Annotated in this window: 13 protein-coding genes; 8 read left to right on the top strand and 5 right to left on the bottom strand. The window is 66.2% G+C overall.

The window, feature by feature from the left end; translation table 11 throughout:
* From ACFEMD_RS00510 to ACFEMD_RS00535, 6 genes are all read left to right on the top strand, one after another.
* On the top strand, positions 1 to 1764 hold the full coding sequence (locus ACFEMD_RS00510; protein ID WP_394738927.1) for an ATP synthase subunit A: 1764 nt from the start codon (positions 1 to 3) through the stop codon (positions 1762 to 1764).
* A 1-nt stretch (position 1765) separates the two neighbouring features.
* A complete protein-coding gene (locus tag ACFEMD_RS00515) occupies positions 1766 to 3181 on the top strand; it encodes an ATP synthase subunit B (RefSeq protein ID WP_394738928.1) in 1416 nt (471 codons plus the stop codon).
* A gap of 148 nt (positions 3182 to 3329) precedes the next feature.
* Entirely contained in the window at positions 3330 to 4991 is a 1662-nt protein-coding gene (locus tag ACFEMD_RS00520; RefSeq protein WP_394738929.1) for a long-chain-fatty-acid--CoA ligase, read from the top strand.
* A 212-nt stretch (positions 4992 to 5203) separates the two neighbouring features.
* The gene (locus ACFEMD_RS00525; protein WP_394738930.1) at positions 5204 to 5974 is read left to right on the top strand and encodes an endonuclease/exonuclease/phosphatase family protein; all 771 of its coding nucleotides are present in this window, start codon (positions 5204 to 5206) and stop codon (positions 5972 to 5974) included.
* A 100-nt stretch (positions 5975 to 6074) separates the two neighbouring features.
* On the top strand, positions 6075 to 6830 hold the full coding sequence (locus ACFEMD_RS00530; RefSeq protein WP_005553229.1) for a V-type ATP synthase subunit D: 756 nt from the start codon (positions 6075 to 6077) through the stop codon (positions 6828 to 6830).
* A gap of 6 nt (positions 6831 to 6836) precedes the next feature.
* Positions 6837 to 7253 carry a DUF6276 family protein gene (locus ACFEMD_RS00535; RefSeq protein WP_394738931.1) on the top strand — a complete coding sequence of 139 codons (417 nt, stop codon included), beginning with the start codon at positions 6837 to 6839 and terminating at the stop codon, positions 7251 to 7253.
* A 15-nt stretch (positions 7254 to 7268) separates the two neighbouring features.
* Here ACFEMD_RS00535 and ACFEMD_RS00540 read toward each other — a convergent pair whose 3' ends face one another.
* From ACFEMD_RS00540 to ACFEMD_RS00555, 4 genes are all read right to left on the bottom strand, one after another.
* Positions 7269 to 7661 carry a DUF5811 family protein gene (locus ACFEMD_RS00540; protein ID WP_005553227.1) on the bottom strand — a complete coding sequence of 131 codons (393 nt, stop codon included), beginning with the start codon at positions 7659 to 7661 and terminating at the stop codon, positions 7269 to 7271.
* A gap of 58 nt (positions 7662 to 7719) precedes the next feature.
* Positions 7720 to 8199 (bottom strand): pyruvoyl-dependent arginine decarboxylase, encoded by a 480-nt coding sequence (locus ACFEMD_RS00545; RefSeq protein WP_394738932.1) that lies wholly within the window; start codon positions 8197 to 8199, stop codon positions 7720 to 7722.
* A 422-nt stretch (positions 8200 to 8621) separates the two neighbouring features.
* Positions 8622 to 9851 (bottom strand): proteasome-activating nucleotidase Pan2, encoded by a 1230-nt coding sequence (pan2, locus tag ACFEMD_RS00550; protein ID WP_394738933.1) that lies wholly within the window; start codon positions 9849 to 9851, stop codon positions 8622 to 8624.
* Between the two features lie 120 nt (positions 9852 to 9971).
* Positions 9972 to 10922: a hypothetical protein gene (locus ACFEMD_RS00555; RefSeq protein WP_394738934.1), complete on the bottom strand. Its 951-nt coding sequence runs from the start codon at positions 10920 to 10922 to the stop codon at positions 9972 to 9974.
* Positions 10923 to 11056: 134 nt separating this feature from the next.
* Here ACFEMD_RS00555 and ACFEMD_RS00560 point away from each other — a divergent pair, with 134 nt between their 5' ends.
* A complete protein-coding gene (locus tag ACFEMD_RS00560; protein WP_394738935.1) occupies positions 11057 to 11227 on the top strand; it encodes a hypothetical protein in 171 nt (56 codons plus the stop codon).
* A gap of 13 nt (positions 11228 to 11240) precedes the next feature.
* On the opposite strand, the gene pepF is transcribed toward ACFEMD_RS00560, so the two are convergent.
* Positions 11241 to 13034 (bottom strand): oligoendopeptidase F, encoded by a 1794-nt coding sequence (pepF, locus tag ACFEMD_RS00565; protein WP_394738936.1) that lies wholly within the window; start codon positions 13032 to 13034, stop codon positions 11241 to 11243.
* 92 nt (positions 13035 to 13126) lie between these two features.
* Between pepF and ACFEMD_RS00570 the strand changes: the two genes are divergently transcribed.
* The gene (locus tag ACFEMD_RS00570) at positions 13127 to 14518 is read left to right on the top strand and encodes a M28 family peptidase (protein ID WP_394738937.1); all 1392 of its coding nucleotides are present in this window, start codon (positions 13127 to 13129) and stop codon (positions 14516 to 14518) included.
* Positions 14519 to 14526 lie beyond the last annotated feature (8 nt).

Consider the following 14526-nt stretch of genomic DNA (forward strand, 5'->3'; position numbering starts at 1 on the left):
ATGAGCCAGGCAGAAGACATCGAATCCGTCGACGAAGACGGTGTAATCGAAAGCGTGAGCGGTCCCGTCGTGACCGCCACGGACCTCGACGCCCGGATGAACGACGTCGTCTACGTCGGCGACGAAGGACTGATGGGCGAGGTCATCGAGATCGAAGGGAACCTGACCACGATTCAGGTCTACGAGGAAACCTCCGGGGTCGCCCCGGGCGAACCCGTCGAGAACACGGGCGAACCGCTCAGCGTCGACCTCGGACCGGGGATGCTCAACGCGATCTACGACGGCGTCCAGCGCCCGCTCGACGAGCTCGAGGAGAAGATGGGCTCGGCGTTCCTCGACCGCGGGGTCGACGCACCCGGCATCGACTTCGAGCGCGAGTGGGAGTTTACCCCATCCGTCGCCGAGGGCGAGATCGTCGAACCCGGTGACGTCATCGGGAAGGTTCCCGAGACGGCGAGTATCACCCACAAGGTGATGGTGCCGCCGAACTACGAGGGCGGCGAGATCACCTCGATCGAGACCGGCGAGTTCACGGTCGACGAAGTGATCGCCGAACTCGACTCCGGCGAAGAGATCACGATGCACCAGGAGTGGCCCGTCCGCCGGGCCCGCCCCTCTGACGAGAAGGAGACGCCGACGGAGCCGCTGGTTTCGGGCCAGCGGATCCTCGACGGCCTGTTCCCGATCGCGAAGGGCGGGACCGCGGCGATTCCCGGTCCCTTCGGTTCCGGGAAGACCGTCACCCAGCACCAGCTCGCGAAGTGGGCCGACGCCGACATCGTCGTCTACGTCGGCTGTGGCGAGCGCGGCAACGAGATGACGGAAGTCATCGAGGACTTCCCCGAGCTCGAGGACCCGAAGACGGGCAAGCCGCTCATGTCCCGGACGTGCCTCATCGCGAACACCTCCAACATGCCGGTCGCGGCCCGCGAGTCCTGTATCTACACGGGGATCACCATCGCGGAGTACTTCCGTGACATGGGGTACGACGTCGCGCTGATGGCCGACTCCACCTCCCGGTGGGCCGAGGCCATGCGCGAGATCTCGAGCCGGCTCGAGGAGATGCCCGGCGAGGAGGGCTACCCCGCCTACCTCGCCGCGCGGCTCTCGGAGTTCTACGAGCGCGCCGGCAAGTTCCAGCTGATCAACGGCGAGGAGGGATCGATCTCGGTCATCGGCGCCGTCTCCCCGCCCGGCGGGGACTTCTCGGAGCCGGTTACCCAGAACACGCTGCGTATCGTCAAGACGTTCTGGGCCCTCGACGCCGACCTCGCCGAGCGACGCCACTTCCCATCGATCAACTGGAACGAGTCGTACTCGCTGTACCGCCAGCAGCTCGACCCCTGGTTCCGGGAGAACGTCGCCGAGGACTGGCCCGAACGGCGCCAGTGGGGCGTCGACGTCCTCGACGAGGAGGGCGAACTCCAGGAGATCGTTCAACTCGTCGGCAAGGACGCGCTGCCCGAGGACCAGCAGCTGACCCTCGAGGTCGCTCGCTACCTGCGCGAGGCCTGGCTCCAGCAGAACGCGTTCCACGACGTCGACACCTACTGCGAACCGGAGAAGACCTACCGCATGCTCGGCGCGATCAAGACGTTCAACGACGAGGCGTTCGACGCCCTCGAGGCCGGCGTTCCCGTCGAGGAGATCCAGGACGTCGACGCCGCACCCCAGCTCAACCGGATGGGCGTCGCCGACGACTGGAACGAGTTCATCGACGAACTCGAATCGGACCTCAAAGAGCAGATCAGAGCACTGTACTAACATGAAAGAGTACCAGACAATCACGGAAATCAGCGGTCCGCTGGTGTTCGCCGAGGTCGACGAACCCGTCGGATACGACGAGATGGTCGAGATCGAGACGCCGCAGGGCGAGACCCTGCGCGGACAGGTACTGGAGTCGAGCGAGGGGCTCGTCTCGATCCAGGTGTTCGAGGGAACGGGCGGTATCGACCGCAACGCCTCGGTCCGGTTCCTGGGCGAGACCATGAAGATGCCCGTCACCGAGGACCTGCTCGGCCGGGTGCTCGACGGCTCCGGGAACCCCATCGACGGCGGCCCGGAGATCGTTCCCGACGATCGCGTCGACATCGTCGGCGAAGCGATCAACCCCTACTCCCGGGAGTACCCCGAGGAGTTCATCCAGACCGGCGTCTCCGCCATCGACGGTATGAACACGCTGGTCCGGGGCCAGAAGCTGCCGATCTTCTCCGGGTCGGGGCTGCCCCACAACGAACTCGCACTCCAGATCGCCCGCCAGGCATCGGTGCCCGAAGAGGAGGAGGGTGACGACGAGGAAGGGTCGGAGTTCGCGGTCATCTTCGGCGCGATGGGGATCACCCAGGAGGAGGCAAACGAGTTCATGCAGGACTTCGAGCGCACGGGCGCACTCGAGCGCTCGGTCGTCTTCATGAACCTCGCGGACGACCCGGCGGTCGAACGCCAGGTCACGCCGCGGCTCGTACTCACCACGGCCGAGTACCTCGCCTTCGAGAAAGGGTACCACGTGCTGGTCATCCTGACCGACATCACCAACTACTGCGAGGCGCTGCGCGAGATCGGTGCGGCCCGCGAGGAGGTTCCGGGCCGGCGTGGCTACCCCGGATACATGTACACCGACCTGGCCCAGCTCTACGAGCGCGCGGGCCGGATCGAGGGCAATGAGGGGTCGGTGACGCAGATTCCGATCCTGACGATGCCCGGCGACGACGACACCCACCCGATTCCCGACCTCACCGGTTACATCACCGAGGGACAGATCGTGATGGACCGGGACCTGAACAGTCAGGGGATCGAACCGCCGGTGAACGTCCTCCCGAGCCTCTCGCGGCTGATGGACGACGGGATCGGCGAGGGGCTGACTCGCGAGGACCACGGCGACGTCTCCGACCAGATGTACGCAGCCTACGCGGAGGGTGAGGACCTGCGCGACCTCGTGAACATCGTCGGTCGCGAGGCGCTGTCCGAGCGAGACAACAAGTTCCTCGACTTCGCCGATCGCTTCGAGACGGAGTTCGTCCAGCAGGGGTACGACACCAACCGCTCGATCGAGGAGACGCTCGATCTCGGCTGGGACCTGCTGTCGATGCTGCCCAAGGAGGCCCTCAACCGGATCGACGAGGACCTCATCGAGAAGTACTACCGCGAAGATGAAGCCGAGACCGCCGAAGTCGAGGCCTAACGCGGCGAAAGACTGCGAACGCGGTTGCAGCTGTAGTTTCGATTTTTCGACGGACATCAGACGCAGTGATAGCACCGATCGTTCGGCGATGAGTGTCTCGATCGTTGGAAGCAAAACGATCATAACGATCGTTGCTTGAGGTTGATCCATGCAGAAGCCACTGCTCGTCACGGAGTTTCTCGACCGGGCACGAACGCACTACGGCGAGACGGAAGCCGTCGTCGGGACGGACGGTAAGCGGTTCACCTACGACGAACTTGGCGAGCGTGCCGATCGGTTCGCCGCGGCGCTGCAGGAGCGTGGTATCGAGAAGGGCGATCGCGTCGCGGTGCTCGACCCGAACACCCACTACCACCTCGCAGCGGCCTACGGCTCGATGCAGGCCGGCGCAGTCCACACGCCGTTGAACTACCGGCTCACGCCCGACGACTTCGCGTACATCCTCGAGGACGCCGGGGTCGACGCCGTCTACGCCGACTACGAGTACGCCGACCGAATCGAGGAGATCCGCGACGAGGTACCGACGGAGACGTTCATCACGAACGACGTCGACGCCGTTGAAGGGGGTGAGGCCGCCGAAGGCGGTCGATCCTCGTCGGACTCGTCCGACGGTAAGTGGGAGGACTTCGAGCAGGTCCTCGAGGACGCCACGCCCGAGTACGACCGCCCCGAGATGCACGAGGACGAGATCATCACGATCAACTACACCTCGGGGACGACGGGCGACCCAAAGGGCGTCTGTCGGACCCACCGCGGCGAGACGATTCATGCCTACCTCGTGGCGGTCCACCAGAACCTCACCGACGACGACATCTACCTCTGGACGCTGCCGATGTTCCACGTCAACGGCTGGGGACACATCTACGCCGTCACGGGGATGGGTGCGAAACACGTCTGTACCCGCGGGGTCGACGCCGAATGGCTCTTCGAGACGATCCGCGAGGAGGACGTCTCCTACCTCTGTGGGGCGCCGACGGTGTTGAACATGCTGATCGACTACTACGGGGACAACGCAGTCGAGACGACGGGCGCGAACGACGTCCGGATCGCGACCGCGGGATCGGCGCCGCCGGAGGCGACGCTGCGGACCGTCGAGGACGAGTTCGGCTGGTACCTGAAACACGTCTACGGCGCCACCGAAACCGGGCCGCTGATCACGACCTCGGACGCCCGGCGCCACTTCGACGACGACAGCGACAGCCGGTTCGCGGTCAAGAAACGCCAGGGACTTGGCTTCATGGGCACCGAGGTTCGGGTCGTCGGCGAGGACGGCGAGGACGTTCCCTGGGATGGCGAGACGCTCGGCGAGGTCGTCGTCCAGGGCAACCAGGTCATGGAGAAGTACTGGAACAAACCCGAGGAGACCGAGGAAGCCTTCTCCGACCGCGCGGAGGGCTACTACCACACCGGCGATCTCGCGACGATCGACGAGAACGGGATGATCGCGATCCAGGATCGCAAGAAGGACATCATCATCTCCGGCGGGGAGAACATCTCGAGCATCGAACTCGAGGACACGCTGTTCGACCACCCGGAGGTCTCCGACGCCGCCGTCATCCCGTCGCCGAGCGAACAATGGGGCGAGACGCCGAAGGCGTTCGTCGTGCCGGAGAGCGGCGACCCGGACGAGCCGGGTATCAGTGAGGACGACCTCGTCGCGTTCACCCGGGAGCACCTCGCGAACTACAAGACCGTCCAGCGGATCGAGTTCGTCGAAGCGCTGCCGACGACCGCGACCGGGAAGGTCCAGAAGTACGAACTCCGCGAGCAGGAGTGGGACGACGAGGAGGGAATGGTTGGCCAGGGGTAGCGGCTCCGACCGCTACCGGCGGTTTCGGGTCGTTTCCGGTACCGACTGCGGCGACGCGGAACTGTACAGGAGCGGGCAGACGAGCGACACGGACGACCGCTTTCTCGGCTGAACCCCAGGTTCTATCCGAACTCTCCCGCCGCGACTGGTCGTTCAAGAGAGCGGTCGTTGCCTCCGCAATCGTTACCCGACTGGTCGTCGGCATCGAACGTATGGCACCCGTTCGGGCGTCTACGTTCAACGTCCGGTACGACGACTCGACGGACGAGTATCCGTGGGGCAAGCGGTGCCCGCGAGTTCTCGAGACGGTCGACCGGATCGATCCGGATCTGCTGGGCTGTCAGGAGGCACTCGCCCACCAGTACGACGACTTGCAGGCCGGCCTCGAGGCGTACGACTGGCACGGCGTCGGCCGACGGGACGGCGAGTGCGAGGGGGAGTTCGTTCCGGTCGCGTGGCGACCGTCGCGGTTCGAGCGCCTCGAGACGGGTGCGTTCTGGCTCTCGGAAACGCCGGCCGAACCGAGCGTCGGGTGGGACGCGTCCCTGCCCCGGGTCGCCACGTGGGTTCGCCTGCGGGACCGGAAGCGCGACGAGACCGTCTGGTTCTGTAGCGTCCACCTCGACCACCGCGGCGAGCGGGCACGCCTTGAATCCGCACGACTGCTGCGTCGGCGGGCGATGGACCGCCTCGAGCAGGGAGATGTGCCGGTCGTGACCGGGGACGCGAACTGTACGGTCGGATCTGCGCCCCACCGGACGCTGACGACGGGCCCGCTCGCGGATGCCCGTCGAGTCGCGAGCGAGCGGTCGGGTCCCGCCGGAACGTTCCGCGGTTTCGACGACGGCATCGGTGACCGGATCGACTACGTGTTCGTTCCGTCGACCGTTGACGTAAGGCAGTATCGAACGCTCCCACCGAACGAGACGACGCCCCGGTCGGATCACCTGCCAGTGGTCGCCGATCTCGAACTCGAGGACTGACGTGCCCGGTCACGTCGCGAGTGCGGCCGCGAGAGGCCGATCGCTCGAGCCGGCAAAACTGTAAACAGTTATCCGACTGGGAGCGCAAATCCTCCACAAGATGGCCAAGGACGTCAAACCGACCCGCAAGAACCTGATGGAGATCGAAGACCGGATCGAACTCTCCGAGCGCGGGCACGGGACCCTGGAGAAGAAGCGGGACGGGCTGATCATGGAGTTCATGGACATCCTGGACAAGGCCCAGGACGTCCGCGGCGACCTCGCCGACGACTACGAGGACGCCCAGAAGAAGATCAACATGGCCCGGGCGATGGAGGGCGACGTCGCGGTTCGGGGCGCCGCCGCGGCCCTGCAGGAACACCCCGAGATCACCACCGAGTCGAAAAACATCATGGGCGTCGTCGTCCCGCAGATCGAGTCCTCGCGCGTCTCCAAGAGTCTGGATCAGCGCGGCTACGGGATCATGGGCACCTCCGCGCGCATCGACGAGGCCGCCGAGGCCTACGAGGACCTGCTGGAGAGCATCATCCTCGCCGCCGAAGTCGAGACGGCAATGAAAAAGATGCTCCGGGAGATCGAGACCACCAAGCGGCGCGTCAACGCCCTCGAGTTTACGATCCTCCCCGACCTCTACGAGGGCCAGGAGTACATCGAGCAGAAACTCGAGGAGAAAGAACGCGAGGAGACCTTCCGACTGAAGAAGATCAAGGACAAGAAAGAGCAGGAGGAAAAGGAGGCACAGCAGGCTAAAGACGACGTCGAGGAAACCAGGGAGGCCGCGACCGGCGACACCGCCGGTACCGAGTCTGAGGAGATGGGTCAGTCGACCGCCGGCAGCGTCCCCGGCGGCGACTGAGTCGCGATGGCCTGTTCGGCGTGTGGGTCCGGCGCGACGATCGCACTCTCCCTTTCTGCCGAGTATCGCGACCACGCACCGTCAAACGCCGCGGTGATCGACGTCTGTACGCAGTGTCTCACGGTCGATCCGATCGAAGGTACACCCGATTCGGTTATCGAACCCGACGACGAGCCCGACTTCTCCCGGATCAGCGACGCCCTCCCGACTCGCTCGGAGCGAGCGATTCCGCTGCTCCTCGCGATCGACCTGTCGTCCTCGCTGGCGACCAACCGATCCGCGATCGAGTCGCTGCTCGAAGACGTCGAACGCGCCGGCACGGACCCGCTGCTGGCGATCGATCGACTCATTGCGGATCCGACCCTCGAGCCGGCAGTCGACCTCGAGCGACGACGCCACCAGCTCGAACAGCTGCTGTACTAGAAGGGGTCCCCGGAACTACTTCGCCGTCGGCGTCACGTTGTTGCTGACCGCCTGCTTGACCTGCAGCGCCGCGCTCGCGGCCAGTCCACGGGCGACCTCGTCGCGTTCGTCGGCCGAGATGAGTTCCTCGGTCGGCTCCTCGAGGTCGGGCTGGAAGCCGGCGCTGACGGGATGGCCGATTGGCGGCTGGACGGCGACGGTCACCTGAAAGCCGGCCTGGCCGCTGGCGACGTCGGCGTCGACGATGTACTCGTTCGGCAGGAACTCGCGGGTTCGGGCGGCGATCCGCGACACGTCGCGGCTGAGCGTCCGCCGCTGGGTACTCGAGAGCTCCGGAACGTCCGCCGCGGCACGCTGACCAGCACCGGTCTCGCCCGGCAGCCCCGCATACGGCGTATTTCCGTTCATGAGAAGTTGTATCCTGTGTATAGAGGCCACAGGTGAAAAGCGTTCGCCTTCGGGCAGCTCAGCAGATCGGCTCGCTCTCGCCGTAGACCGCGAGCGCCAGTGCCGTCGTGTACGTCCCGGCATCGGCTCGGCTGCTCTCGACGGCGACGCTCGGTTCGTCGAAGGGCCAGTCGCGCAGCTCCTGGCCCGCCTCGAGCCCCTCACGGACGCGGCGTTCGACGTCGTCGCGGTCCATCTCGCCGGCGGTCTCGTAGAACAGTCCCGGTCCGCCGTCGACGGACTGGTTCCACGCGAGTGCCGCACTCGCCCGGCCCGGCCCAGCGGTAGTCGCTCGAGCCTCGACGACGGTCAGACGCTCGCCCGCGGGACCGAGGTCGGGCGCGGTGCCGACGGCCTCGACGTCGGTGTCGGCGGGGATCACCGACGAAACCGAGACGAGGTTGTAGTTCTCGACGCCGGCGCTAGCGAGTGCGGCGTCGTAGGAGGCCATCTTCGTGGGTCCCGAACCGGTACCCCAGACGACTCGGATCATGCTCATGGCCGGGATAGGGGTCCCGCGGCGTAAGGCGTTGCGATCCTCGATCGTGCCGTGGTCGCGAGCGGCGTCCGAAGAGATGAGGACGTCGCAAGCCGGGAAAGGGCAGGCGGTTCACGACACTCACCGCGAGCAGTCGTCGGCTGCGAGCGGGCCGACGATTAACTTGGAGCGAGAAGCGAGCGGAGAGGAAAGAGGAGTGCTTTTAATCGAATCTGAGCGGGATCTTTGATCCCGCGAGGTCGTCGGCGTGCTCAAAAATCGAAGATTTGTGGCATCACGAAACGGCTTCGCCGTTTCGAACGACTTCGCGCCGACTGCAAGCGATTCCGCGGGAATCGCCCAGTCCAAAAGGGCGCTTCGCACTCTTTTGAAGATTTTGCCGAGGGTGCGCCTTCGGCGCACCCGTAGAGCAAAACTTCGCGTTACTGGTAGAAGTAGCCCGCCGACGAGATCACGTCGCTCGAGTCGTCCTCCTCGATCTTCTCCAAGGCGTCGAGAAAGTCTTGCTGACGGACCTCCTCGCGCTCGTTCCGGATCGCGAACATGCCGGCCTCGGTCGCGAGGCTCTCGATCTCGGCGCCGGAGTAGCCGTCGGTCTCCTCGGCCAGCGCGGCGAAGTCGACCTCGTCGTCGACGTTCATGCCGCGGGTGTGGATCGCGAGGATCTGCTCGCGACCCTCCTGGCTGGGTTCGGGGACCTCGATGAGCCGGTCGAATCGACCGGGACGGAGGATCGCGCGGTCGAGCATGTCGAAGCGGTTGGTCGCGGCGATGATGCGGATCTCGCCGCGAGCCTCGAAGCCGTCCATCTCGCTGAGCAGTTGCATCATCGTCCGCTGGACCTCGGCGTCGCCCGACGTCTTGGACTCGGTTCGGGTGGTGGCGACGGCGTCGATCTCGTCGATGAAGATGATGGCTGGCTCGCGTTCGCGGGCCATCTCGAAGAGGTCACGAACGAGCCGAGAGCCCTCGCCGATGAACTTGCGGACCAGTTCCGAGCCGGCCATCTTGATGAACGTGGCGTCGGTCTCGTTGGCGACGGCTTTGGCGAGCATCGTCTTCCCGGTGCCGGGCGGACCGTGTAGGAGCACGCCGCTTGGCGGGTCGATGCCGACCTCCTCGAACAGTTCGGGGTTCGTCAGGGGCTGCTCGACGGCCTCGCGGACCTCCTGGACCTGCTCGTCGATCCCGCCGATGTCGGTGTAGTCGACCTCCGGCCGCTCGGTGATCTCCATCGCCTGGGCGCGGGCGTCGGTCTCGGCCTCGAGGATCGTCTGGATCCCGAAGGAGTCGTTGACGGCGACGCGGTCGCCGGCCTCGACGCGCTCGAGCAGCCGCGGGGAAACGTCGGTCAGAACCTCCTGGTTGTTGCCGTGCTGTTTGACGATGACTTCCTCGTCGATCACGTCCTCGACGGTCGCGATGTACAGCGACGAACTCTTCAGCGTCTCGTTCTCGCGTTCGACCCGGTTTGCCTTCTCCTGGAGGCGCTGTCTGCGGCCCTCGGCCTCGTCGAGTTGCTCCGTGAGCTGCTCGTTGATGTCGACGAGATCCTCGAAGTGGTCGCGAAGCGCATCGAGCCGCTCGTCGTCGGGGAGATCGGGGTCGATCTCGCGGTGTGGTCGGTCGGGGATAGACGGGCTTCGAGACATCTGTTATAGGTCGATTAGTTTTCGACGATAAATGTGCCTTTGGGTCGCGGTGGGATTGTGCGGCGAATTCCGTCGCCCGAGGGCGGACACGACGGTATCCGCGCTCGAATCAACACCCCGTTACTCGAGCTCGAGTTCGGAGACGGGGTACTCGAACAGTCGCTCGTCGGTTTCGGCGCAGGTGATCGCGATGACGTCGTGGGAGCGACAGCAGGACTCGACGGTTTCCTCGCCCATGACGACCTCGCCCCCAGCCGTCGGGCAGGTCTCGAGGAACAGCCGCAGGCTGTTGAGCAGTTCGCCCCTCGCCCGCGGGTCGTAGGCCGTCCAGTCGTCGTCCCACGACTCGAGGACGCGGGCGGCGGTGACGTCGGCGACGAGGGCGGCCCGCGAGGGCCACTTGCCGAGCAGCCGCCCGTCTCGCCGGAGCGTGCGCGCGTCGCCGCCGTGGCCGGTGATCTCGAACGCACCCTCCTCGGCGTCGAATCCGAGGGCTCTCGCGGCGTCGGTCCCCTCGAGCGCGTCGGTATCGAGGTGATCGATCTCGTCGCTCCAGGCGCTCTCGAACGACTCGGTCAGACAGAGGTCGTCGATCTCCTCGCAGGGTTCGACGATCCCCTCCTCGAGGAAGTAGGTCTCGGGTTCGGGGGGTTGCGGACGGTCGGCTGTGTCTCCGGTCTCGTCGACCGAGGACCCGCCCCCGGAATCCGCATCCGGTTCGTCGGCGTCGCCCTCGAGATCGATCTCCTCCGCACCCACCTCGTCGGCTCGCGACTCACGCGCGACGAGCCCGCCGCGGATCTCGGGCTCCGACGCCTTGCCGAACAGTCGGAGCACCCGCTCCGGAAGGTACCGCTTGGTCAGCTCGGGGGTTCCGGGGACGAGATACCCGCGGAGGTAGATCGCGGCGGCCGACGCGCCGACGACGGCCGCGCCCGCGATTCTGGACCTGCGTGCGACGGCCGCCCCGATCGCGCCGGTGATGGCGAGGTTGAGTACCGTACACGGCGTACACCGGTTCTCGCCGGTGTACTCCGGTTGCCGGAGGCGATCGACGATGGTCTCTCGCATTCGCCCGTAGCATCTCCCGGCGATCGTATCGCTCTTTCGGTGGCTTCGACGACAGCGAACGGACACCCGCTCGCGCCGGCTCGTCGCATCTCGAGGACGAACGATATAACGGGTCGGACCGTCTGGGTCGAAGCGTGAATCGGGAACGTCGGCGACCGCTGATCGTCGCCTCGCACGGCGTCGCCGGGATCGCGCTGGTCGGCTACGGACTCTTCGCCGGCGAGATACTCGCCGTCGGCTTCGGGGCGGTACTGGTCGCTATCGGAGTCGCGTACCTCCGGCTCGATCTTCGAACCGAACGATAGCGTCGAAAACGGCCTACGCCAGCAACTCCTCGAGCTGCTCGAGCCGTCGGCCGTAGGTCTCGAGCGCGCGGTCGACGGGTTCGGAGGAGCTCATGTCGACGCCGGCGATCCGCAGGAGCTCGAGGGGGTACTCCCGGGAGCCCCGCCGGAGAAAGTCGAGGTAGTCGTCGGCGGCCTCGTCGCCGTTTTCGTCGATGCCGTCGACGATCGCCAGCGCGGCGGAGATCCCCGTCGAGTACTGGTAGACGTAGAACGCCCGGTAGAAGTGGGGGATGCGCATCCACTCGCGGGCGATGCGGTCGTCGGTCTCGGCGGGCTCGTAGTAGCGTTCCTTGAGCCCCCCGTAGATCTCGTCGAGGCGGTCGGCGGTGAGCGGCTCGCCCTGCTCCTCGAGACGGTGGGCCTCGTGTTCGAACTCGGCGAACAGGGTCTGTCGGTACAGCGTCGAGCGCACTCGCTCTAAGAACTCGTTGAGCACGTGCTTGCGGAAGTGGGGGTCCTCGACGGTCTCGAGCAAGTGATTCGTCAGCAGCGCCTCGTTGACCGTACTCGCGACTTCGGCCACGAAGATCTCGTAGTCCGAGTAGACGTAGGGCTGTTCCTCCTTGGCGAGCTCGGAGTGCATCGAATGTCCCAGCTCGTGTGCCAGGGTGTACATCGAGGCGATGTCGTCCTGGTAGTTCATCAGGATGAACGGTTGGGTGTCGTACGTACCGCCCGAGTAGGCACCCGCCTGCTTGCCCTCGTTCTCGTAGACGTCGACCCACCGCGATTCGAGGCCCTCGGCGACGCGGGACTGGTACTCCTCCCCGAGGGGTTCGAGGGCGTCGACGACGTACTCTGCGGCCTGATCGTACTCGATGTCGGGCCCCTCGTCGGCGGTCAGGGGCATGTACAGATCCCACATCTGCAGCTCCTCGACCTCAAGGGCCTCGCGTTTGAGTTCGGCGTGACGGTGGAGCTTCTCGAGGTTGTCGTTGACGCTGTCGACGAGCGTGTCGTAGACCTCGACGGGAACGTTCGGGCCGTCGAGAGCGGCCTCGCGGGCGGTGTCGTAGTCGCGGGCCTGAGCCATCTTGACGTCGGCCTTGACGCTGTTCTTGTAGGAGGCGGCGACGGTGTTGCGGACGTCGCTCCACTCCTCGAAGTAGGCCTCGTAGACCTCGCGTCGGAACTCGCGATCGGGGCGCTTGAGCAGGTTCGTGAAGTTACTCTGGGTGATCTCGACGGGCTCGCCCGAGGGATCCTCGACCGTCGGGAACGACATATCCGCGTTCGAGAGCATGTTGTACACCTCCCCCGTCGCTCCCGTCACCTCACTCAGATCCGCCAGCAGGGCCTCGACCTCGGCCGATCGCGTGTGGGGTTTCATCCGCAACACGTCGTCGACGTAGTGGTCGTAGGTCTCGAGTTCGGGAACGTCGTCGACCATCGCGTCGAACTCTTCGCGAGTCAGCGCCTGGAGTTCGGGTTCGATGAACGACGCCGCGGACTGGGCGTCGGCCGCGAGCGACTGCGCCCGGGCGGTCATCGCCTGGTACTCCTGGTCGGTCGTATCCTCGTCGCGTCGCATTCGGGCGTACGAGAAGACCGTCGCGACCTCCCGCATGATCTCGTTGCGAAGCTCGAGGACGGCGTACAGCGTTTCGGCGTCGTCGGTCGCCTCCCCCTCGTAGTCCGCGAGTTCGTCGACGCGCTCGGCGACCGCCTCGTAGGCGGCCTCCCAGTCGTCGTCGGTCGCGTAGATGCTCTCGAGATCCCACGTGTACTGCTCGTCGATCTCGGAGCGCTCTGGAACGGAACTCATGGACGAACGTTCGGAATGAAGCTGGTAAAGCGTATCGAAGCCCCGCGTCGACCACCCGACGGCTTTTGATCGTCGCCGCGAAACGGCGGGGTATGGACGATACCGGCGGATCGACGACTCGCGAGCGCGACCTGACCCTCGAGCGAGCGCTCGGCCGCGCGTGGGCCGACGACCGAACCTGGAACCTGCTGAGTCGACTGACCGCCCTGCCGGATCGAATGGGCGGCTCCTCGGGCGAACGGCGAGCCGCAGCGTTCGTCCGCGACAGCCTCGAGGAGGCAGGGGTCGCCGACGTTCGGACCGACGAGTTTTCGATGCGACGCTGGCAGCGGGGGACGACCGAGTTCGCGGTCACCGGCGTCGATGACGACGGGACGGACGCTCCCGCAACCGAGCGCAGCTTCGAGGCGATCGCCCTGCCGTACTGTCCGCCGGGCGACCTCGAGGGGCCGCTGGTCGACGTCGGCTACGGCACCCCCGATGAGATCGACGAGGCCGATCTGCGGGGCGCGATCGCGGTCGCGAGCACGACGACGCCCTCGGATCGACGGTTCGTCCATCGGATGGAGAAGTTCGGTCACGCGGTCGCCGCGGGCGCCGAGGCCTTCGTCTTCGCCAATCACGTCCCCGGCCAGCTCCCGCCGACGGGCGCGCTGAAGTTCGACGCCGAGGCCGCGATCCCCGGCGTCGGCGTCAGCGCCGAGACACACGACTGGCTCGTCGAGTACGCAACGCGGGACGCTCGAGCTCGACTGCGCGTCGACGCCTCGACGACCGACGGAACGAGCCGGAACGTCCACGGGACCCTCGGTCCGGAGACCGACGAGGAGATCCTCGTCCTGGCTCACTACGACGCCCACGACATCGCCGAAGGGGCGCTGGACAACGGCTGCGGGATCGCGACCGTCGCGGGCGCCGCGGCGATCCTCGCCGATCTCGAGGGCGACCTCGAGCGTCGGGTTCGGCTCGCCGGCGTCGGCTGCGAGGAGATCGGGCTGCTGGGCGCCGAGGCCCTGGCCGACGAGCTGGACCTCGAGTCGGTCCGGGCGGTCGTCAACGTCGACGGTGCCGGCCGATTCCGGAATCTGCAGGCGCTCTCTCACGCCTCGAAGCCGCTGGCGGAGCTCGCCGAGGACGTGGCCGAGTCAGTCAATCAGCCGATCGTTCACGACCGGGATCCCCACCCGTTCAGCGACCACTGGCCGTTCCTGCGTGCGGGCGTCCCCTCGCTGCAGCTCCACAGCGAGCCGGCCGACGGCGGCGAGCGAGGGCGGGGCTGGGGTCACACCGCAGCCGACACCAGAGACAAGGTCGAACCGCGGAACCTGCGCGAACACGCCATGCTGATCGCACTGCTGGTCCGGGAGCTGACTGGGGCTGAGGTCCCGCGAATTGCGGCCGACGAACTTCGGGAGCGTTTCGAGGACCAGAACTACGTCCCCGGAATGCGGGCGGCCGAGGTCTGGCCGTCGGCGTGGGAGTAGCCGACCCG

The organism is Natronococcus roseus (assembly GCF_043677095.1).
GTDB lineage: Archaea > Halobacteriota > Halobacteria > Halobacteriales > Natrialbaceae > Natronococcus > Natronococcus roseus.